This is a genomic window from Streptomyces sp. MGP-P1 (genome assembly GCF_057766565.1).
On sequence record NZ_JBYMEM010000005.1, the window covers coordinates 1304607 to 1324614 of the forward strand.

Annotated in this window: 8 protein-coding genes and 3 rRNA genes; 7 read left to right on the forward strand and 4 right to left on the reverse strand. The window is 68.9% G+C overall.

Features of this window, described 5'->3' with window-relative positions:
• Nucleotides 1–22: 22 nt before the first annotated feature.
• Nucleotides 23–1612, reverse strand: a complete 1590-nt coding sequence (locus AC3CH1_RS15380) for an NsdA family TPR-like regulatory protein (protein WP_488463402.1) — start codon at nt 1610–1612, stop codon at nt 23–25.
• Nucleotides 1613–2465: 853 nt separating this feature from the next.
• On the opposite strand from AC3CH1_RS15380, the gene AC3CH1_RS15385 reads away from it, so the two are divergent.
• A complete protein-coding gene (locus AC3CH1_RS15385) occupies nt 2466–4577 on the forward strand; it encodes an asparagine synthase-related protein (RefSeq protein ID WP_488463403.1) in 2112 nt (703 codons plus the stop codon).
• Nucleotides 4578–4730: 153 nt separating this feature from the next.
• Here AC3CH1_RS15385 and AC3CH1_RS15390 read toward each other — a convergent pair whose 3' ends face one another.
• Nucleotides 4731–6728 carry a sigma-70 family RNA polymerase sigma factor gene (locus AC3CH1_RS15390; protein WP_488463404.1) on the reverse strand — a complete coding sequence of 666 codons (1998 nt, stop codon included), beginning with the start codon at nt 6726–6728 and terminating at the stop codon, nt 4731–4733.
• 347 nt (nt 6729–7075) lie between these two features.
• Complete coding sequence (locus tag AC3CH1_RS15395; protein ID WP_488463405.1) at nt 7076–8020, reverse strand: TetR/AcrR family transcriptional regulator; 945 nt, start codon at nt 8018–8020, stop codon at nt 7076–7078.
• A 424-nt stretch (nt 8021–8444) separates the two neighbouring features.
• On the opposite strand from AC3CH1_RS15395, the gene AC3CH1_RS15400 reads away from it, so the two are divergent.
• Both AC3CH1_RS15400 and AC3CH1_RS15405 read left to right on the forward strand, forming a co-directional pair.
• Nucleotides 8445–9830: an NAD(P)/FAD-dependent oxidoreductase gene (locus AC3CH1_RS15400; RefSeq protein WP_488463514.1), complete on the forward strand. Its 1386-nt coding sequence runs from the start codon at nt 8445–8447 to the stop codon at nt 9828–9830.
• Nucleotides 9831–10177: 347 nt separating this feature from the next.
• The gene (locus tag AC3CH1_RS15405; RefSeq protein ID WP_488463406.1) at nt 10178–11956 is read left to right on the forward strand and encodes an ATP-binding SpoIIE family protein phosphatase; all 1779 of its coding nucleotides are present in this window, start codon (nt 10178–10180) and stop codon (nt 11954–11956) included.
• A gap of 13 nt (nt 11957–11969) precedes the next feature.
• Here AC3CH1_RS15405 and AC3CH1_RS15410 read toward each other — a convergent pair whose 3' ends face one another.
• On the reverse strand, nt 11970–13367 hold the full coding sequence (locus AC3CH1_RS15410; protein ID WP_488463515.1) for an MFS transporter: 1398 nt from the start codon (nt 13365–13367) through the stop codon (nt 11970–11972).
• 165 nt (nt 13368–13532) lie between these two features.
• Between AC3CH1_RS15410 and AC3CH1_RS15415 the strand changes: the two genes are divergently transcribed.
• The 4 genes from AC3CH1_RS15415 to rrf all read left to right on the forward strand — a co-directional run bounded on the left by AC3CH1_RS15415 (nt 13533) and on the right by rrf (nt 19972).
• The gene (locus AC3CH1_RS15415) at nt 13533–14090 is read left to right on the forward strand and encodes a MarR family winged helix-turn-helix transcriptional regulator (RefSeq protein WP_488463407.1); all 558 of its coding nucleotides are present in this window, start codon (nt 13533–13535) and stop codon (nt 14088–14090) included.
• 725 nt (nt 14091–14815) lie between these two features.
• A 16S ribosomal RNA gene (locus AC3CH1_RS15420) occupies nt 14816–16341 on the forward strand.
• Between the two features lie 309 nt (nt 16342–16650).
• A 23S ribosomal RNA gene (locus AC3CH1_RS15425) occupies nt 16651–19776 on the forward strand.
• A gap of 79 nt (nt 19777–19855) precedes the next feature.
• Nucleotides 19856–19972 (forward strand): 5S ribosomal RNA (gene rrf, locus AC3CH1_RS15430).
• Together the 16S, 23S and 5S rRNA genes form the textbook arrangement of a ribosomal RNA operon.
• Nucleotides 19973–20008: the final 36 nt, after the last annotated feature.

Consider the following 20008-nt stretch of genomic DNA (forward strand, 5'->3'; position numbering starts at 1 on the left):
CGGCCCGGCGGCTCGGCCCTGCTCAGCCCGGGGTGACCAGCAGCGGGCGGGCCCGTTCCCGCAGCTCGGCGACCCGGGGCTCGTCCCCGTACGGCTCCAGGCGGTGGAGCAGATCGCGCACATACTCCGTGGTGCGGGCCGAGGAGATCCGGCCGGCGACCTCCACCGCCCGGGTGCCCGCCGCGCAGGCCGCGTCCAGATTGCCCGACTCCAGCTCGGCGACGGCGGAGACGACGAGCCGCAGCCCGTGGCTGCGGACGAACTCCTCGGTCGGCCGGGACAGCGCCTGCTCGGTGAAGCGCCGCACCTGCCGGGGCGCCTTCAGGTCGCGGTAGCACTCGGCGGCGTCGGCGGCGAACCGGTCGTAGCCGTAGAAGCCGAGCCAGGGCGGATCGGAGTCGCCCGCCCGGGACCGCTCCAGCCAGCTCTCCGCGCCCTTGAGCGCGGCCCCCGCGGCCGCCGCGTCGCCGGCCTTCGCATGGGCACGGGCCTCCACCAGCCGGAAGAAGCTCATCGTCCGGGCGGTGGCGAGACCGCGGTTGCGCTCGACGGCGGCCTGGGCGAGGTCGACTCCCTCGTCGGCGAAGCCCCGGTAGGTCGCCTGGAGGGACATCGAGGCGAGGACATAGCCGCCGAGCGGGACGTCCGCGGCGGCCCGGGCCAGGCGCAGGGCCTGGATGTAGTAGCGCTGGGCGGCCTCCTGCTGGCCGGTGTCGAAGGCCATCCAGCCGGCCAGCCGGGTCAGCTCGGCGGACGCGCCGAACAAGGCCCGTCCGACCTCGTCGGTGTACGAGCCGAGGAGCAGTGGTGCGGCGTCGACGCGCAAGCACTCGGGAACCATGGAGGAGCGCCAGTCGCCCCCGCCGTACTTGGAGTCCCAGCGCCGGGCGTCCTGCGCCGCCTCGCGCAGCTTCGACACATCGCTGTGCCCGACCCGCAGCGGTGAGGCGTCCGCCACGGCCTCCGGGCCGGGCTGGAGCGGGACGGAGCCCGCCGCGCCGGGTACGGAGCCGCCGGTGTGGAGGATCTGTGCGCCCCGGGCGTCCGGCGCGGCTCCCGGCCCCCGGGCGCCGGCCCCGCCCGGGCTCCCCGATCCGCCGCCGCGCGCCCCGAGAACGGCGGCCTGCGCCGCCGTCGGGTCCCGGGCCACCGACGGATCGGCGGGGGTTATCAGCCAGCGCGAGGCGGGCGTCGCGTAGGCGCTCACGGAGAACGATCCCGCCAGGGACTGCCAGATCCCGCCGCCGCCCCGCCGCCCGGCCAGATCCAACCGGTACAGCTCGGTCGCCGACCGGACCGCCTCGCCCACGTCCCGGGGGAAGGCCAGGCCGACCTCCGGGGCCGGGTCCGCGTCGGCGAGACCGATCTCGTGCAGCGGGACCGGCCGGCCGAGCTTGGCCCCGATCGCCGCGGCGATGAGATGCGGCGCAGCGCCCTGCGGCACCATTCCCTTGGCGACCCACCGGGCCACCGAGGTCTTGTCGTAGCGAAGTGTCAGACCGCGCTGTGCTCCGAGGTCGTTGACCCGCCGGGCGAGCCCGGCGTTACTGATTCCCGCGAGGGCGAGAACCGTGCCGAGCTTCTCGTTCGGCCCGCGTTGCTCCCTGGACATGCGCCACCCCTCGACACACAGACAGCCGCCGCGTCACCGAGGACGGCGCGCGGCATTCGTACCGGTGCCTCCCCAGGTTCGAACCTCCGTACTCCGCCTGCACACGCATGTGGCCGAGCCCCGAGGAATATGCCCCCCTGCTGAGAACACCAGTAAACACAGCGTAGTTCTCCCTATCCCTACCGTTAAGGGGCAGACGTCCGGATGGCGGGATTGTTGTCCGTGCGGGCGGTCCGGGCCGCCCGGGCGGCGGCGCGCGGGCCGGGGTGCGGCGTGCTCCCGGCGTGTGGCCGTGCGCCCGGCCGTGCGCTCTGGCCCGGCGATCGCCGGAACGCTTGTCTGGGACCTGCGTGGGTCGGCCTGCTGCACTGGACTCAGTGGGCTGGGGGAAACCGCCGCTCCATTCCCCGCGGGCGGTGGACCGGTCCGGGAGGTGAGGCCCACCTCCCGGACTGTGCGTGGAAGGGTCCGCCGGGGGGCGCGGCACGACATGCGCGCAGGGTGGCGCTTCGAGAGAATGGCCGAATAGCGACGGTCCGGTGAGGGTCTGGCCAACGGTCCGACTATGGCCGGATATCGGCGCTGTTTCCGGGCGGCGCCGGCCCCTCCCCCTCCGCGGGGGCGGGCCGGGGCGGCGCGGAGACCGGACGGCCCCGCCTCCGCAACTCCCGGAACCCGCAATTCCGTTGCTGTCGTCGCGGTGAAGACCGCGCCGGGCCTTTGCCAGGGGCGCATGCTCTTCCGGTGTGCGCCGCCCGTACACCCTCTCCTGCGGCATTGTCGTGGCAGCATGTCCCGCAGCGGCGTTTCGCTCGTCAAGTGCGCCGTTTGTCCACAGCCTGTGGAGGCGGCGATGCGTTGGTTGGTGGGATGGAGCAGTATCGCCGCGAGCTTCGGCACCGTCGGCGCCGTCGGAAGCGGCGGAGAGGGGCGCACGGTTCACCCCGTGGGCTCCCAACTCCTGTGGGGAGACCCGGATCCGCTCTGGGCGGTCGGCGACTGGCGGCCCGACGAGATCCGCGTCATCGGCGTCGCGACCCCCGAAGGGGCGCCCACCGCCCGCCTCGCGGTCCTCGGCTGCTGCGGAGCCACCGACGAGCAGCTGCGCGTCGGGCTGCTCGCCGCACGCGGCGGCGCGATGCGCCATCTCACCGCCTGGCCCGGCAGTTACACCGCCGTCGTGCAGATCGGCCGCCGCGTCACCGTCGCGGGCGACCTGGCCGGAGCCCGGCCCGTCTTCCACACCCCCTGGGCCAACGGCACCGCCTTCGCCACCGCCGCCCTGCCGCTCGCCGACCTCATCGAGGCCCAGCTCGACATCGGGCACCTCGCCGCCCTGCTCGCCTGCCCGGAGACCCCCGAGGCCCTCGGCGACGGCACGCCCTACGTGGGCGTGAAGCGGGTCCCGCCGGGCCACGCGCTCATCCTGCGGGAGGGCTCGCGGGAGATCACCGGATACGAGGCCGTCGCCTCGCTCGCCGTCGCCGCACCCCAGGCCGACCCGGTGCACGCCGTGGAGGGCGTACGGGACGCGCTCGTCGAAGCGGTACGCGCCCGGCTCACGGCCCCGCGCCACGCGCCGGAATCCCAGCCGCCGGACCCGGGGCCCGTCCCCGGCATGGGCCCCGCCGACCGGCGCGCGGCCCGGGGCGGACCCGTGGCGGGCATCGGCGCCGACCTCTCCGGAGGCAGCGCCTCCGCCACCCTCGCCCTGCTCGCCTCCGGACTGCCCGGGCTCCCCGGCACCCTCCTCGGCCACGGCACCGGCGCGGGGGAGCGGCTGCTCGCCGTCACCTTCAACGACCTCACCACCCGCGGCGACGAGGACGAGCTGGAGCGGGCCCGCGCCATCGCCGCCAACCCGCGCCTGCACCACGTCGTCGTCGCAGCGGGCGAAGAGGCCCTGCCGTACGCCTCGTTGGAGGTCGGCGCGCTCACCGACGAACCGGCCCCCTCGCTCGTCCTCGCCGAACGTCACCGCCGCCGGCTCTCCGCGGGCAGCGCCGACCACCTCGTCGGGCACGGGGCCCGACAGGTCCTGGACGCCCACCCGGCCCGTCTCGCCGACCTCCTGATGGACCGGCGCAGACGCCATCTGCTGCGGCCCGTCGCCGCCCTCACCAAGGCCGAAGGCCCCACGGCACACTCCCTGTTCGTCCCGCTGACCGTCTACCGCGCCGCCCGCCGCCTGGCCCGTACGTCCTACCGCACCGGCCTGGAGTCCGCCGCCGGACTTCTCCCCGACGCCAACCGTCACGCCCCCGACCTCGCCACGCCCGCCGACGCCTCGCTCGCCGCCCTCGCCTGGTCGCGCCCGGGGCCGGCGGCGCGCTGGTTGACCGGGGAGGCGCTGGCCGAAGTATCGGTTCGGCTCCAGGAGGCGGCGATCCGGCCCGCCTCCGTGCAGCGCCCGGGGGAGGCCCGGGCCCGCGCCGCCCTCGCCCGGGGAGCCGCGGACCACCGGATCCTGGAACAGGCCGCGGAGATCCGCAGCCAGCGGCTGCACGCCCCGTTCCTCGACAACCAGGTCGTGCGGGCGGCCCGCGCCCTGCCCGAGTCGCTGCGCGTCCAGCCCGGCGCACGGGCCGCGATCCTGCGCCGGGTGCTCGGCGGGGCGGGCATCCACGATCTGCCGCCGGGCTGGGGCACGCCCTCCCAGGCCAACTCCACCGCCGTCACCCGCACCGGCCTGCGCATCGCGCTGCCGGAGCTGATGGCCCTCTTCGACGCCCCGCTGCTGGCCGACGCGGGCCTGGTCGAGGCCAGGGTGGTCCGCAAGGCCCTGCGCGCCGCCTCCGAGGGCGAGCCGCTGCCCCTGGACGGCCTGGCGGACCTGGCCTCCACCGAACTGTGGCTGCGCCGTCTGGTGACCCGGCGCGGCACCTGCTGGACGGGCACCGCCGCTCCGCGCCAGCGCGCGGTCGCGGGCGGAGTGGCCCCCGCCCGGCGCACGCTCCAGCCCTGACCGGAACAGGCCCCTTCCCTGGCCGGAAAGCGACGCGGGAGAGGGACGCCGGGAAAGCGACGACGCTGGGAAGCGGCGCAGGGAAAGCGACGACGCCGGGAAGCGATGCAGGGAAAGCGACGCCGCAGCGCCCGGCCGGGGCGTGCGTTCGGTTCAGGCGCAGCTGATCCGGGACTCCGCCCAGTCGGCCAGAGCCACCCCGCCGAACGGCGTCTCCGGCTCCACCACGAGGCGGATCGAGGACTGGCCGGCGATGCTCACGCTCACCGGAACGGCCCGAGCGCCGCCCTCCATCACCGGGGAGCGCCACAGCCGGGACCCGTCCCCGTCGAACACGGAGAAGCGCACCGCGCCGAGCCCCATGGTCAGGTCGTCCACGCCGACCATGGCCTCGTAGCGCGTGCAGGGCCGGTTCAGCCGGATGGTCACCGAGGAGCGGGCGTGGACGGTCACCCCGTGCGCGTAACGGGTGGAGGCGATGGACACGTCCGAACGCTGCCAGATCCAACTGCTCTGCCCCAGCACCACCTCCGGCTCGCTCCGGTCGCCGAACACGGAGTACGCCAGCTCGCTGACCTGGTACACCTCCGGGGCGGGCGGGGGCGGCGTGGGTTTCGGCGGCTTCGGCGCCGGCTTCCGGGACGGCGGCGGGGGCGCGGGCTTCGGCGGCGGCTCGGGGGACGGCGTGGGGCGCGGCGTCGGCTTCGGTGCCGGCTCGGACGGGCCCGGGGTCGGGGCCGGGGGCAGGGGCGCGGGCGGCGCGGGCGCGGGTGGCGCGGGGGCGACCGGAGGCTTCGGCTTCGGCTTCGGGGACGGTGGGGGAGGCGGCGTGGGCACGGCGGGTGCCACGACCGGCGGTTTCGCGACCGGCTTGGGCTCCGGCTTCGGCCGCTCGTCGCCGACGAGCGCCCACACCAGACCGGCCGCGGCGGCCACCGCCACGGCGGCGGCGATCCCCGCCTTGGCGGGTGCGCCGAGCCCCTCGGAGGCCGCGGCGCCCCCGGCGGCCCCACCGGCGGAACCGGACCCGGTGGCCGCCGCGGCGGCTCCCGCTCCGGCGGTCCCGGCCGCGCCGCCGGCCACGACGCCCGCGGCCTTGAGCGCGTACCCGGCGGCGAACCATCCGATGACCGCGACGGGCAGCAGCGCCGGAATCCCGGCGTTCACATGGTCCAACTCGCCTGCGACGACGCGGCACTTGGAGCAGGTGTCGAGGTGCTTGCGCAGTCCGCGCTCGGCCCGGGTCCGCAGTCCGCCCCGGGCGTGGGCGCCCAGCCGGTCGGCGTACTGCGCGCAGTCCCCACCGGTGGTGAGCGCCCGGCTGACGTGGGCCTGGAGGTAGGCCTGCTTGAGCCCTTCGCGGGCTCGGCTCGCCAGGACGGCGGTGGCGTTGGCGGTGAGGCCGAACAGCGGGGCGATCTCGCTCGGCGACTCCTCCTCCACCGTGGTGTGCCACAGGACCGCCTGCCAGCGCTCCGGGAGGCTCCGGAACGCCTGCATGGCCATCGTCTGCTCGGCCTCGTGCATCGCGAGGACGTCGGCGCCGAGGTCGAGGGTGTCGTCGTCAAAGAGCTCGGAGGAACGGGAGGCCTGGGCGGCGAACACCGCGAAGTCGTCGACCAGATGCTCACGCTTCGCGCTCTTCGTCCAGGCGGCGGCGACATGGCGGACGGCGGTCATCAGATAGGCGCGGACCGCCTCCGTCGGCCCTTTTCCGCCCCGTACGGCCTGGAGCGTGCGGGCGAACACCTCGGCCGTCAGGTCGTCGGCGGTGTGCGCGTCCCGGCAGCAGCTGCGGGCGTAGCGCAGGACGGCGGCCGCATGCCGCCGGAACAGCTCCTCGTAGGCCTGGTCGTCGCCGCCGCGCATGTCCTCGATCAACCGGGCGTCGGACAGGCCGACTTCGGGGGCCCCACCGCGACCCGCGCGCTGCTGCGGAACCGCGTGGGCGCCGGCCGTGCCGGAGGCGTCCTCCTCGGCGGCGGCGGGCCACGGCCCGGGCAGTACGGTGCCGCCCTCGACCGACTCGTCCGACGAGCCGCGCACGGCCTGGGCCGGCACCTGGCCGACGGACAGCCCGTCCGCTTTCGTGTCCTTTTCGGCCGCTGCGATCTCGCCGAGCGGCTCTTCCTGCTGCTCGTTACCGCTCATCGCGGAAGCCCCCGTATACACCCTCGGACTCGAATACCGGCCAAGACTGCCACATGGCTCAATCGCGCTGGCGTCTCAGCCAGGCCAACCACTCATCCGGGGCGTTTTCTCGAATGCGAGTACTAGAGGCCCTGCTTTCGGGGAATGGTTCTCCGCCGATTCGTCCCCCGAACCCGCTCAGCGACCCCTGACCGGCCGCGTACCCGCCCGCCCGTGCCCGCCCGCCTCGCCCGGCACGCGGGCGGAGCGGACGGAACAGTCGAGCGGGGACGACCGATACTCAGGACGACCGTCGCTCGGGACGACCGATGCAGAACGCGCGGGGCCGCGGGCCGGGCGGCCGGACGTCACGCCGGGCGCGACCTCAGACCCTCCAGCAGGATGTCCAGCAACCGGGCCGAAGCCGCGGCCTGCTGAGCGGCGTCCGGCAGCGAAGGAGCCGCCGTGGCGATGACCAGCAGCACATCGGCCACCGTCACGTCCCGGCGCAGCTCACCGGATTCCCTCGCCCGGTCGACCAGCCGCCCCACGACCTCCAGCAGCTCGACCGCGCCGGTGTCCTCACCGAGGCCGTCGAACCCGTCCGTGCCCCCGGAGCGCCGGCCGACGACGCGGAAGTCGTCCTGGCCCACCCCCTGACGCTGCTGCGGAACACGGGCCTCGTCCACCGCGCCCGCAGCCGACGCCGCCCCGGAAGCCGCCGGCACGCCCGGCTCCTCCCCGTCGACCCCGACCCGCAGCACGTGCGGCGGCAGCAGCCTGCCGGCGCCCGACGCCACGGACGTACGCAGAAAGCGGGAGAGCGCCGACCAGGGCTTCTCCTCCTGCCCCAGCGCCGTACGCGCCTGCTCGGTCAGCCGGGAGGTCTCCTCCTCGGCTATCCGGCGCACCAGCACGTCCTTGCTCGGGAACCGCCGGTAGACGGTGCCCACGCCGACGCGCGCGCGACGCGCCACGTCCTCCATCGGAGCGCCGTAACCCAGCTCCCCGAACACCTCGCGAGCCGCCCGCAGCACATGCTCCAGATTCCGCTGCGCGTCGACGCGCAGCGGAGCCGAGCGCGGCGTCCCCGCGGCCCCCGCCGCTCCCATCGTCGCCGTTGTCGACGTCGTCGCCCCGCTCGGGGCGTGCCCCGCAGCGGCCGAACCCATCGCCGCGGCACTCACCGCCGCAGCGGAACGAACGGCGTCCGCCGAGCTCATGACGCCGAGCGCGCCCACGGAGCCGAGGCGTCCTTGGTCCTCGGACGCGCGAGAGAGCGCAGTCTGGCCATGCTTATCCTGAATATGCATAACTTCCCCCGGTTATGACGTCTCCCCCCGGAGACTTCCCGCCGTTTTGGTCGGGGAGCGGAGCACAACGAAATCCGCACCCGACACCCCGACGGGTTACGAACATAGTTGAGCCTGCGTCAATTCAGAAGGGGGTAGTTCCGCATGGAGCGCCCCCCGATCGGACCAAGATCCGATCCACACCGGGACATCACCCCTCCACCTACCCCGTGCGCACTGCCTGACCTGCGCGGCTGTCCTCCCTCACCGACCACGCACCCCCGGTGCCGTCGAGGAACCTCCGGTCACACAATTTGCCGGGCCTGTGGACAAACCACCGACTCCGTTGCGTCATGGGGTGGTGATGGCTCCAGATTCCCGGGGGACGACCCCCGGCACCCGGCCAGGTGTGCGCATTCTCGTCGTCGGCGGTGGCTACGTCGGGATGTACACAGCGCTGCGTCTCCAACGGAAGTTGAAGCAGAGACTGAGGAGCGGCGAGGCCGAGATCGTGGTCGTCACGCCCGAGCCGTACATGACCTACCAGCCCTTCCTCCCCGAAGCGGCGGCCGGCTCGATCTCGCCGCGCCATGTGGTCGTGCCGCTGCGCCGCGTCCTGAAGGACTGCACGATCGTCATCGGCGAGGCCCAGCGCGTCGATCACGCCAAGCGGACCGCGACCGTCACCACCCTCGCCACCGGTGAGGACGGCACCGGAGCGCTGGAGATCGGGTACGACGAGATCGTCATCGCCCCCGGATCCGTCTCGCGCACCCTGCCCGTCCCCGGCCTGGCCGAATTCGGCATCGGTTTCAAGACCGTCGAGGAGGCCATCGGGCTGCGCAACCACGTCATCGAGCAGATGGACATCGCCTCCGCGACCCGCGACCCCGCGATCCGCGACGCCGCTCTCACCTTCGTCTTCGTCGGCGGTGGCTACGCGGGCGTGGAGGCGCTGGCCGAACTGGAGGACATGGCCCGCTACACGGCGCGGTACTACCACAACATCAAGCCGGCCGACCTGAGATGGATCCTGGTCGAGGCCTCGGGGCGGATCCTCCCCGAGGTCGGCGAGACCATGGGCACGTACGCCCTCGGGGAGCTGCGCGGCCGGAACATCGACGTACGCCTCGAAACCCGCCTCGACACCTGCGAGGACCGCGTCGCCGTCCTCAGCGACGGATCCCGCTTCCCCACCCGCACCCTCGTGTGGACCGCGGGGGTCAAACCGGCCCCGCTGCTGGCCGCCACCGACCTGCCCCTCACCGAACGCGGCCGGCTCCGCTGCACCGCCACCCTCGCCGTCGAGGACATGCCGCACGCCTGGGCGGCCGGCGACGCCGCGGCCGTACCCGACCTGACCGCGTCCGAACCGGGGCGCGAGACCGCCCCCAACGCCCAGCACGCGGTGCGCCAGGCGAAGGTCCTCGCCGACAACGTCCTCGCGTCGATCGACGGCCGGCCGCTCGAGGAGTACCGGCACGCGTACGTCGGATCGGTCGCCTCCCTCGGCCTGCACAAGGGCGTCGCCCACGTCTACGGCCGCAAGCTCAAGGGCTACCCCGCCTGGCTGATGCACCGTGCGTACCACCTCAGCCGGGTCCCGACGTTCAACCGGAAGGCGCGCGTCCTTGCCGAATGGACCCTGTCCGGACTCTTCAAACGCGAGATCGTCTCCCTCGGTTCGCTGGAGCACCCCCGCGCCGAGTTCGAACTCGCGGCGGGCGGCGGCTCCGGCGCCCCGGGCGGTCTCCCGGGCCCCGGCCGCCCGAAGGGGCCCGGAGAACCGCCGGACGACCGCCGGGCGGACGACCCCCGGACGGGCAGCTGACGGACAGCCGACAGGACGGCCCCCGCGCGGCCCCGCCGGAACAGCCGACGAAGGCTCGGGCCGCACCTCGGGCCGATGCCGGCACCGGACCGATCGAGGGTCGGAACGGCGACAGGGCGACGACTGTCAGTACGGTCGGTCACACTGGACGTGTGACCATAGGTGGGCCCACACCTGCACAGAGTGACCCGGTCGGCAGTGACCAACAGTGACCAGCAGCGACGCACCACCAGAACGACGAGGCCCGGCTGCGCCTGCCCGGGGGTATGGCCCCCGGTGCTCCCGAACACGGCAGAAGAAGCAGCCCGCCCGAGCGGACCAGACCGACACACGAGGCCAGAAATACCGTGAACTTCACGCGTTGGAGCGCCCGCCTTCCCGGAACGCAGCGCCGAGCCGCCGCACGGGACGACCGTAGTTCCGTGCCGGCGGCCCGAGCCGAGTACGCCCGGGCGGACGGCTCGCCCGCCCCGCCGGACGACGCCTCCCCGGCGCCTTCCGGCCCCGCCTCGACGGAGGCCCTCCCCGGGCCCGCCCTCGACGACCTCTCCGCCCGCGAGATCCTCGGCCGGCTGCCCGCCCCCGTCGCCCTGCTGCACGGACCGGACCACCGCATCGCCTACGTCAACGACGCCTACGAGGCCGCGTTCGGCCCCCGCCCGTGCGGCGTTCCCGCGGCCGAGGCCATGCCCGAGCTCGCCCAGCTCAGCGTGGTCCCGCTGCTCGACCAGGTCCTGCGCAGCGGCACCGCCCGTACGGTCAAGTCCCGCAGGACCGCCGAGGGCGGTTCGTACACCGTGACCTGCACCCCCGTCGCCGCCTGGGGCAACGCGGAGGACGAAGGAGACACGGGAAGCAAGGAAGACAAGGAAGACAAGGCGGAGAAGGCGGCGAAGGAAGGCGACAAGCGCGACGGCCGGGCCGACGGCAGGGGAGAGGGCGGCGTCCTCGTGTACGCCGCCGACGTCACCGACCACGCCGAAGCCGCCGAACGTCTGCGCACCAGCGAGCGCCGCCACCGCGAAACGGCCGTCACCCTCCAGCGCTCCCTGCTTCCGCAGGAGCTGGAACAGCCCGACGACCTCCGCATCGCCGCCACCTACCAGCCCGGCGGAACCGACGCCGCGGTGGGCGGCGACTGGTACGACGTCATCACCCTCGGCGCGGGCCGCACCGCCCTGGTCATCGGCGACGTGATGGGCCGAGGGGTGAGGGCCGCAGCCGTGATGGGCCAGCTCCGCACCGCCGTCCGTGCCTACGCCCGGCTCGATCTCCCGCCTCACGAGGTGATCCAGCTGCTGGACGGCCTCGCCGCCGAGATCGACGCCAGCCAGATCGCGACCTGCGTCTACGCCGTCCACGATCCGAACGAGGGGCAGCTCGTCTACGCCTCCGCCGGACACCTCCCGATCCTCGTCCGCGACGAGGACGGCACCGTCCACCGCGCCGCCGACCCCACCGGCCCCCCGCTCGGCACCGGTGGCTGGATCCACACCTCCGGCACCATCGCGCTGCCGCCCGGCTCCACCGCGGTCCTCTACACGGACGGCCTGGTCGAGCGGCGCAGCGAGGACATCGACGAGGGCGTCGCCTCACTGGCCCGCGCCCTCTCCGGCGCCAAGGGATCACCGCAAGTGGTCTGCGACCGGCTGATCCGCTCCCTCGGCGTGACCGCCGAGCACGACGACGACGTGGCGGTCCTGGTGGTCCAGCACCCCGCCCGCACGGGATCGAACGCGGAGCTGTTCCACAACGCCGCGCTCGATCTCCTCGGCGGCATCGAGGCCGCCCCGCGCGCCCGCGCCTTCGCCACCGGGGTCCTGACCTCCTGGCGCTTCCCCGTCGAGCTCCGCGACCTGGGCGTCCTCGCCACCAGCGAACTGGTCGCGAACTCCCTCCAGCACGGCACCCCGCCGATGCGCCTGGGACTGCGCCGTACGGACCGCCGACTGATCATCGAGGTCACCGACGGCGACGACCACCTGCCGCGCCGCCGCCAGGCCGAACCTGCGGACGAGGCGGGGCGCGGCATCTCGATCATCGCCTCGATCGCCACCTCGTGGGGCAGTCGGCGTACACCGGGTGGCGGCAAGGCGGTCTGGTGCGAGTTCGCCCTGCCGCGGTGAGCGGATCGCCCCTTCAGTGACCGGCGGGCGCGGACACCGCCGCGGAAACCGACAGCGACCCGGATCCGGAGCTGGCGGACCCGGGCCCGGTAGGAGCGGATCCGGAGGGAGCGGCTCCGGTGGCAGCGGTCTCCGCAGCGGCTCCGCCCTCGGGCAGTGACACCGCCACCACCCGCGACGGGACGCCTGCGAGCGACGGCTGGTCCTGTACGGGGGTGAGCCGACGGCCCAGCCGCAGGGCGAGCCAGGTGATGCCCAGCGAGAACAGCACGAACGTCACGATGTACGGGCCGTGCAGCGACGCCCCCATCGGCCCGCCGACGGCCGGACCGACCGCGAGCGCGAGCTGCTTGCACAGGGCGAACGCCGAGTTGTACTGCCCGACCATCGACTCCGGCGCCAGATCGGCGACCAGCGGGGCGACGGTCGGCGAGAGCATCGCCTCACCCAGCCCGAACAGCGCGTACGTCGAGATGAACGCGGCCGTCGCCATGGTCTGGCTGCCGTGGCCCAGCCCCGCGTACCCCGCCACGATCCAGGCGAACGCCCAGATCAGGCCGACCGCGGCGATGACCCGGCTGCGCCGCCGCCGCTCCACCAGCCGCAGCACGACGAACTGCGCCACGACGATGACCGCGGTGTTGGCGGCCAGCGCGAAACCGAGAGTGGAGGGCTCGATCCCGGCGGCCTCCGTGCCGTACGCGGCCAGGCCGGACTCGAACTGCCCGTAGCAGGCGAAGAACAGGACGAACCCCAGCACGCACAGCTGCACCATGGCCCGGTGCGAGAGCAGCGTCCGCAGCCCGCCCTTCGCCGCGAACCCGTCCGCCGGGCGGGCCCCGCCGAGCGAGGCCGGACGGGGCATCCGCACGGTCGTCACCACGACGCCGAGCACCACGAACATCACGGCCTCGATCAGGAACAGCATCGTGAAGCTCGCCGGACGGTCCACGTCCACCAGCTGCCCGCCGACGAGCCCGCCGAGGCCGAGCCCCAGGTTCTGCAGGAAGAACTGCGTGGCGAAGGCGCGCGTACGGGTGGCGGCGCTGGAGCACCACACGAGCATCGTGGCGAGGGCCGGCTGCATGACGGCGGTGCCCGCGCCCAGGACAGCGGCGGACAGCACGGCGGCCGGAACACTGCTCGCGAACCCCAGGGCCGCCGCGCCCACGGACGCCAGAACGGAGGCCACCGCCAGCACGGGCAACGGGCCCCGCCGGTCGATGGCCCGCCCGGTGAACGGCAGGACGGCCAGCGCTGCCATCGCGAAGGCTGCCAGGACGACCCCCGCCGTCCCGGCGCCCAGATCCCGCACCTGCGCCACGTAGACGTACAGATACGGGACGGTGAACCCGAGCCCGAACGCGCTCAGCGCGCTGCCCAGCTGGATCCGCCGCAGCGCTGCGCCCATCTCCCTGGTCACACTCACCTACCTCAAGAACTCGAAGGCCTCGATCGCGGAGCGTCGAGACCTGGCACGAAGAAATCAGACTCGAAGACTTTAGCATTAAATTTAGAAGCTGAAAACTACAGAGTGAAGGACTTCAGGGGATGGGGGCGTGCCATACTGCCCGCCATGTCTGAGAGCACCGAGGAGCCCGGCCCCAGCGAGCCGAGCCTCGACGAACAGATCGCCGCCTACCAGCGCGAGTTCCGCGACCTCGACCCGCAGGTCGAACAGGTCGTCTCCGCACTGGGCCGACTGAACCGCCGGATGAATGTCGCGTACGGGAGGCAAGTCGCCGCGCTCGGCATCAGCAACGCCGAGTGGGAGGTCCTCAAGACCTTGGTCCTGGCCGGCGCTCCTTACCGGCTGGGCCCCGGCGAACTGGCGAAGCGCCTCGGCCTCACCCCGGCCGCCATGACGCATCGCATCGACCGGATGGCCGGCGAGGGCCTGGTCACCCGCGACCGCGACGAGAACAACCGGGTCCGCGTCATCGTCGAGCTGACCGACGTGGGCCGAACGAAGTGGCTCGAGGCGATGCGCATGGCGAGCGACTTCGAGGAGGACCTCCTCCAGGACCTCTCCGGCGATGAGCGCGGTGTCCTCGGCGAGCTGCTGGTCCGCCTGCTGCGCCGGGTGGAACACGCCCAGCCGGACGCCGGCGGCCGGCTCACCGACCTGGACTGAACGGCCAGGACGACGGCCCGGAGACGCCCTGCGGAGGCCATCGGGGGAGGGTTGACACACCCCTGGTGGATCCGTAAAGTTCTCCGAGTTGTCACGGAGCCGGATGGTTCCGGGGCAGCCGATCCCGCCGCAGACGCGGCAACCAAACTTCAGCACGATCTCCCACTCGGGATGATTTCGGCATGCCGGAATTCAGAACGAAGGCCCGATTATGAGCCGCCGGGAGAATCCGCTAGAGTTTGAGCGTCGGAACGGCCCAACAGCCGGGAGGACAAGTCCCGCTGACTGGGAATCAGGCCCGAAAGGATCTGATAGAGTCGGACTCGCCGGAAAGGGAGAACGCGAAAGCGGAGAAACTGGAAAGCGAGATGCGAGACCCGCTTCGACCGGGAATCGGACACGAAAGAGTCTGATAGAGTCGGAAACGCAAGACAGCAGGACAGCAAGACTAAAGAAGTAAACGAAGGGAAGCGCCCGGAGGGCCCCGGTGAAACGGGACCGAAGGAAGCGTCCGTTCCTTGAGAACTCAACAGCGTGCCAAAAGTCAACGCCAGATATGTTGATACCCCGGCCTGCTTCGGCAGGTTGGTGGTTCCTTTGAAAGTCCTACGGGTCCACTTCGGTGGCCGGTAGGCAATTACACAGCGAGGACGCAGTGAACAACGGGTCTTATTCCGACCGGTTGTTCCGCTCTCGTGATGTGTGCACCCGATTACGGGTAAACATTCACGGAGAGTTTGATCCTGGCTCAGGACGAACGCTGGCGGCGTGCTTAACACATGCAAGTCGAACGATGAAGCCTTTCGGGGTGGATTAGTGGCGAACGGGTGAGTAACACGTGGGCAATCTGCCCTTCACTCTGGGACAAGCCCTGGAAACGGGGTCTAATACCGGATAACACTCTGTCCCGCATGGGACGGGGTTAAAAGCTCCGGCGGTGAAGGATGAGCCCGCGGCCTATCAGCTTGTTGGTGGGGTAATGGCCTACCAAGGCGACGACGGGTAGCCGGCCTGAGAGGGCGACCGGCCACACTGGGACTGAGACACGGCCCAGACTCCTACGGGAGGCAGCAGTGGGGAATATTGCACAATGGGCGAAAGCCTGATGCAGCGACGCCGCGTGAGGGATGACGGCCTTCGGGTTGTAAACCTCTTTCAGCAGGGAAGAAGCGAAAGTGACGGTACCTGCAGAAGAAGCGCCGGCTAACTACGTGCCAGCAGCCGCGGTAATACGTAGGGCGCAAGCGTTGTCCGGAATTATTGGGCGTAAAGAGCTCGTAGGCGGCTTGTCACGTCGGATGTGAAAGCCCGGGGCTTAACCCCGGGTCTGCATTCGATACGGGCTAGCTAGAGTGTGGTAGGGGAGATCGGAATTCCTGGTGTAGCGGTGAAATGCGCAGATATCAGGAGGAACACCGGTGGCGAAGGCGGATCTCTGGGCCATTACTGACGCTGAGGAGCGAAAGCGTGGGGAGCGAACAGGATTAGATACCCTGGTAGTCCACGCCGTAAACGTTGGGAACTAGGTGTTGGCGACATTCCACGTCGTCGGTGCCGCAGCTAACGCATTAAGTTCCCCGCCTGGGGAGTACGGCCGCAAGGCTAAAACTCAAAGGAATTGACGGGGGCCCGCACAAGCAGCGGAGCATGTGGCTTAATTCGACGCAACGCGAAGAACCTTACCAAGGCTTGACATATACCGGAAAGCATCAGAGATGGTGCCCCCCTTGTGGTCGGTATACAGGTGGTGCATGGCTGTCGTCAGCTCGTGTCGTGAGATGTTGGGTTAAGTCCCGCAACGAGCGCAACCCTTGTTCTGTGTTGCCAGCATGCCCTTCGGGGTGATGGGGACTCACAGGAGACTGCCGGGGTCAACTCGGAGGAAGGTGGGGACGACGTCAAGTCATCATGCCCCTTATGTCTTGGGCTGCACACGTGCTACAATGGCCGGTACAATGAGCTGCGATGCCGCGAGGCGGAGCGAATCTCAAAAAGCCGGTCTCAGTTCGGATTGGGGTCTGCAACTCGACCCCATGAAGTCGGAGTTGCTAGTAATCGCAGATCAGCATTGCTGCGGTGAATACGTTCCCGGGCCTTGTACACACCGCCCGTCACGTCACGAAAGTCGGTAACACCCGAAGCCGGTGGCCCAACCCCTTGTGGGAGGGAGCTGTCGAAGGTGGGACTGGCGATTGGGACGAAGTCGTAACAAGGTAGCCGTACCGGAAGGTGCGGCTGGATCACCTCCTTTCTAAGGAGCACTTCTTACCAGGCTTCGGTCTGGTCAGAGGCCAGTACACCGGCGAATGTTCGGTGCTGGTTGCTCATGGGTGGAACGTTGACTATTCGGCACGGCAGGTTGATCACGGCTAGTACTGCTCTTCGGAGCGTGGAACGTGGTGGTGGATCGGTTGTGTCGGGCACGTTGTTGGGTGTCTGAGGGTACGGGCTCGTTTGAGTCTGTCCTTCGGTTGCCGGCCCCAGTGAACTCGCCTGTATGGGTGGGGTGATGGGTGGCTGGTCGTTGTTTGAGAACTGCACAGTGGACGCGAGCATCTGTGGCCAAGTTTTTAAGGGCGCACGGTGGATGCCTTGGCACCAGGAACCGATGAAGGACGTGGGAGGCCACGATAGTCCCCGGGGAGCTGTCAACCAAGCTTTGATCCGGGGGTTTCCGAATGGGGAAACCCGGCAGTCGTCATGGGCTGTCACCCGCTGCTGAACACATAGGCAGTGTGGAGGGAACGAGGGGAAGTGAAACATCTCAGTACCCTCAGGAAGAGAAAACAACCGTGATTCCGGGAGTAGTGGCGAGCGAAACTGGATGAGGCCAAACCGTATGCGTGTGATACCCGGCAGGGGTTGCGCATGCGGGGTTGTGGGATCTCTCTTTCATAGTCTGCCGGCTGTGAGACGAGTCAGAAACCGTTGATGTAGGCGAAGGACATGCGAAAGGTCCGGCGTAGAGGGTAAGACCCCCGTAGCTGAAACATCAACGGCTCGTTTGAGAGACACCCAAGTAGCACGGGGCCCGAGAAATCCCGTGTGAATCTGGCGGGACCACCCGCTAAGCCTAAATATTCCCTGGTGACCGATAGCGGATAGTACCGTGAGGGAATGGTGAAAAGTACCGCGGGAGCGGAGTGAAATAGTACCTGAAACCGTGTGCCTACAAGCCGTGGGAGCGTCGCTGTATGTGCTTGCACATGCAGTCGTGACTGCGTGCCTTTTGAAGAATGAGCCTGCGAGTTAGCGGTGTGTAGCGAGGTTAACCCGTGTGGGGAAGCCGTAGCGAAAGCGAGTCCGAATAGGGCGATTGAGTTGCACGCTCTAGACCCGAAGCGGAGTGATCTAGCCATGGGCAGGTTGAAGCGGAGGTAAGACTTCGTGGAGGACCGAACCCACCAGGGTTGAAAACCTGGGGGATGACCTGTGGTTAGGGGTGAAAGGCCAATCAAACTCCGTGATAGCTGGTTCTCCCCGAAATGCATTTAGGTGCAGCGTCGTGTGTTTCTTGCCGGAGGTAGAGCACTGGATAGGCGATGGGCCCTACCGGGTTACTGACCTTAGCCAAACTCCGAATGCCGGTAAGTGAGAGCGCGGCAGTGAGACTGTGGGGGATAAGCTCCATGGTCGAGAGGGAAACAGCCCAGAGCATCGACTAAGGCCCCTAAGCGTACGCTAAGTGGGAAAGGATGTGGAGTCGCAGAGACAACCAGGAGGTTGGCTTAGAAGCAGCCACCCTTGAAAGAGTGCGTAATAGCTCACTGGTCAAGTGATTCCGCGCCGACAATGTAGCGGGGCTCAAGCGTACCGCCGAAGTCGTGTCATTCATACACATAGGGCCAACGCCCGTATGGATGGGTAGGGGAGCGTCGTGTGCCGGGTGAAGCAGCCGCGGAAGCGAGTTGTGGACGGTTCACGAGTGAGAATGCAGGCATGAGTAGCGATACACACGTGAGAAACGTGTGCGCCGATTGACTAAGGGTTCCTGGGTCAAGCTGATCTGCCCAGGGTAAGTCGGGACCTAAGGCGAGGCCGACAGGCGTAGTCGATGGACAACCGGTTGATATTCCGGTACCCGCTTTGAAACGCCCAGTACTGAATCAGGCGATGCTAAGTCCGTGAAGCCGGCCCGATCTCTTCGGAGTTGAGGGTAGTGGTGGAGCCGATGAACCAGACTTGTAGTAGGTAAGCGATGGGGTGACGCAGGAAGGTAGTCCAGCCCGGGCGGTGGTTGTCCCGGGGTAAGGGTGTAGCCCGTGTGGTAGGTAAATCCGTCACACATATAAGGGTGAGACCTGATGCCGAGCCGATTGTGGTGAAGTGGATGATCCTATGCTGTCGAGAAAAGCCTCTAGCGAGTTTCATGGCGGCCCGTACCCTAAACCGACTCAGGTGGTCAGGTAGAGAATACCGAGGCGTTCGGGTGAACTATGGTTAAGGAACTCGGCAAAATGCCCCCGTAACTTCGGGAGAAGGGGGGCCATCACTGGTGATAGCACTTGCTGCTTGAGCTGGGGGTGGCCGCAGAGACCAGCGAGAAGCGACTGTTTACTAAAAACACAGGTCCGTGCGAAGCCGTAAGGCGATGTATACGGACTGACGCCTGCCCGGTGCTGGAACGTTAAGGGGACCGGTTAGCTGCCTTTCGGGGTGGCGAAGCTGAGAACTTAAGCGCCAGTAAACGGCGGTGGTAACTATAACCATCCTAAGGTAGCGAAATTCCTTGTCGGGTAAGTTCCGACCTGCACGAATGGCGTAACGACTTCTCGACTGTCTCAACCATAGGCCCGGTGAAATTGCACTACGAGTAAAGATGCTCGTTTCGCGCAGCAGGACGGAAAGACCCCGGGACCTTTACTATAGTTTGATATTGGTGTTCGGTTCGGCTTGTGTAGGATAGGTGGGAGACTTTGAAGCGGCCACGCCAGTGGTTGTGGAGTCGTCGTTGAAATACCACTCTGGTCGTGCTGGATGTCTAACCTGGGTCCGTGATCCGGATCAGGGACAGTGTCTGATGGGTAGTTTAACTGGGGCGGTTGCCTCCTAAAGAGTAACGGAGGCGCCCAAAGGTTCCCTCAGCCTGGTTGGCAATCAGGTGTTGAGTGTAAGTGCACAAGGGAGCTTGACTGTGAGACCGACGGGTCGAGCAGGGACGAAAGTCGGGACTAGTGATCCGGCAGTGGCTTGTGGAAGCGCTGTCGCTCAACGGATAAAAGGTACCCCGGGGATAACAGGCTGATCTTCCCCAAGAGTCCATATCGACGGGATGGTTTGGCACCTCGATGTCGGCTCGTCGCATCCTGGGGCTGGAGTCGGTCCCAAGGGTTGGGCTGTTCGCCCATTAAAGCGGTACGCGAGCTGGGTTTAGAACGTCGTGAGACAGTTCGGTCCCTATCCGCTGCGCGCGCAGGAATATTGAGAAGGGCTGTCCCTAGTACGAGAGGACCGGGACGGACGAACCTCTGGTGTGCCAGTTGTCCTGCCAAGGGCATGGCTGGTTGGCTACGTTCGGAAAGGATAACCGCTGAAAGCATCTAAGCGGGAAGCCTGCTTCGAGATGAGTATTCCCACCCTCTTGAAGGGTTAAGGCTCCCAGTAGACGACTGGGTTGATAGGCCAGATGTGGAAGCCCGGCAACGGGTGGAGCTGACTGGTACTAATAGGCCGAGGGCTTGTCCTCAGTTGCTCGCGTCCACTGTGTTAGTTCTGAAATAACGAACGGCCGTGTTTTCATCCGGTGTTGGTTAATTTCATAGTGTTTCGGTGGTCATTGCGTTAGGGAAACGCCCGGTTACATTCCGAACCCGGAAGCTAAGCCTTTCAGCGCCGATGGTACTGCAGGGGGGACCCTGTGGGAGAGTAGGACGCCGCCGAACAATTTTTCCGGGAAAGCCCCGTGCCTTGTGGCACGG

Excerpts from the sequence above, each read along its gene's own strand:
- AC3CH1_RS15380 (WP_488463402.1), bottom strand. The coding sequence starts at position 1,612 with ATGTCCAGGGAGCAACGCGGGCCGAACGAGAAGCTCGGCACGGTTCTC.
- AC3CH1_RS15385 (WP_488463403.1), top strand. The coding sequence starts at position 2,466 with ATGCGTTGGTTGGTGGGATGGAGCAGTATCGCCGCGAGCTTCGGCACC.
- AC3CH1_RS15390 (WP_488463404.1), bottom strand. The coding sequence starts at position 6,728 with ATGAGCGGTAACGAGCAGCAGGAAGAGCCGCTCGGCGAGATCGCAGCG.
- AC3CH1_RS15395 (WP_488463405.1), bottom strand. The coding sequence starts at position 8,020 with ATGCATATTCAGGATAAGCATGGCCAGACTGCGCTCTCTCGCGCGTCC.
- AC3CH1_RS15400 (WP_488463514.1), top strand. The coding sequence starts at position 8,445 with ATGTACACAGCGCTGCGTCTCCAACGGAAGTTGAAGCAGAGACTGAGG.
- AC3CH1_RS15410 (WP_488463515.1), bottom strand. The coding sequence starts at position 13,367 with ATGGGCGCAGCGCTGCGGCGGATCCAGCTGGGCAGCGCGCTGAGCGCG.
- AC3CH1_RS15415 (WP_488463407.1), top strand. The coding sequence starts at position 13,533 with ATGTCTGAGAGCACCGAGGAGCCCGGCCCCAGCGAGCCGAGCCTCGAC.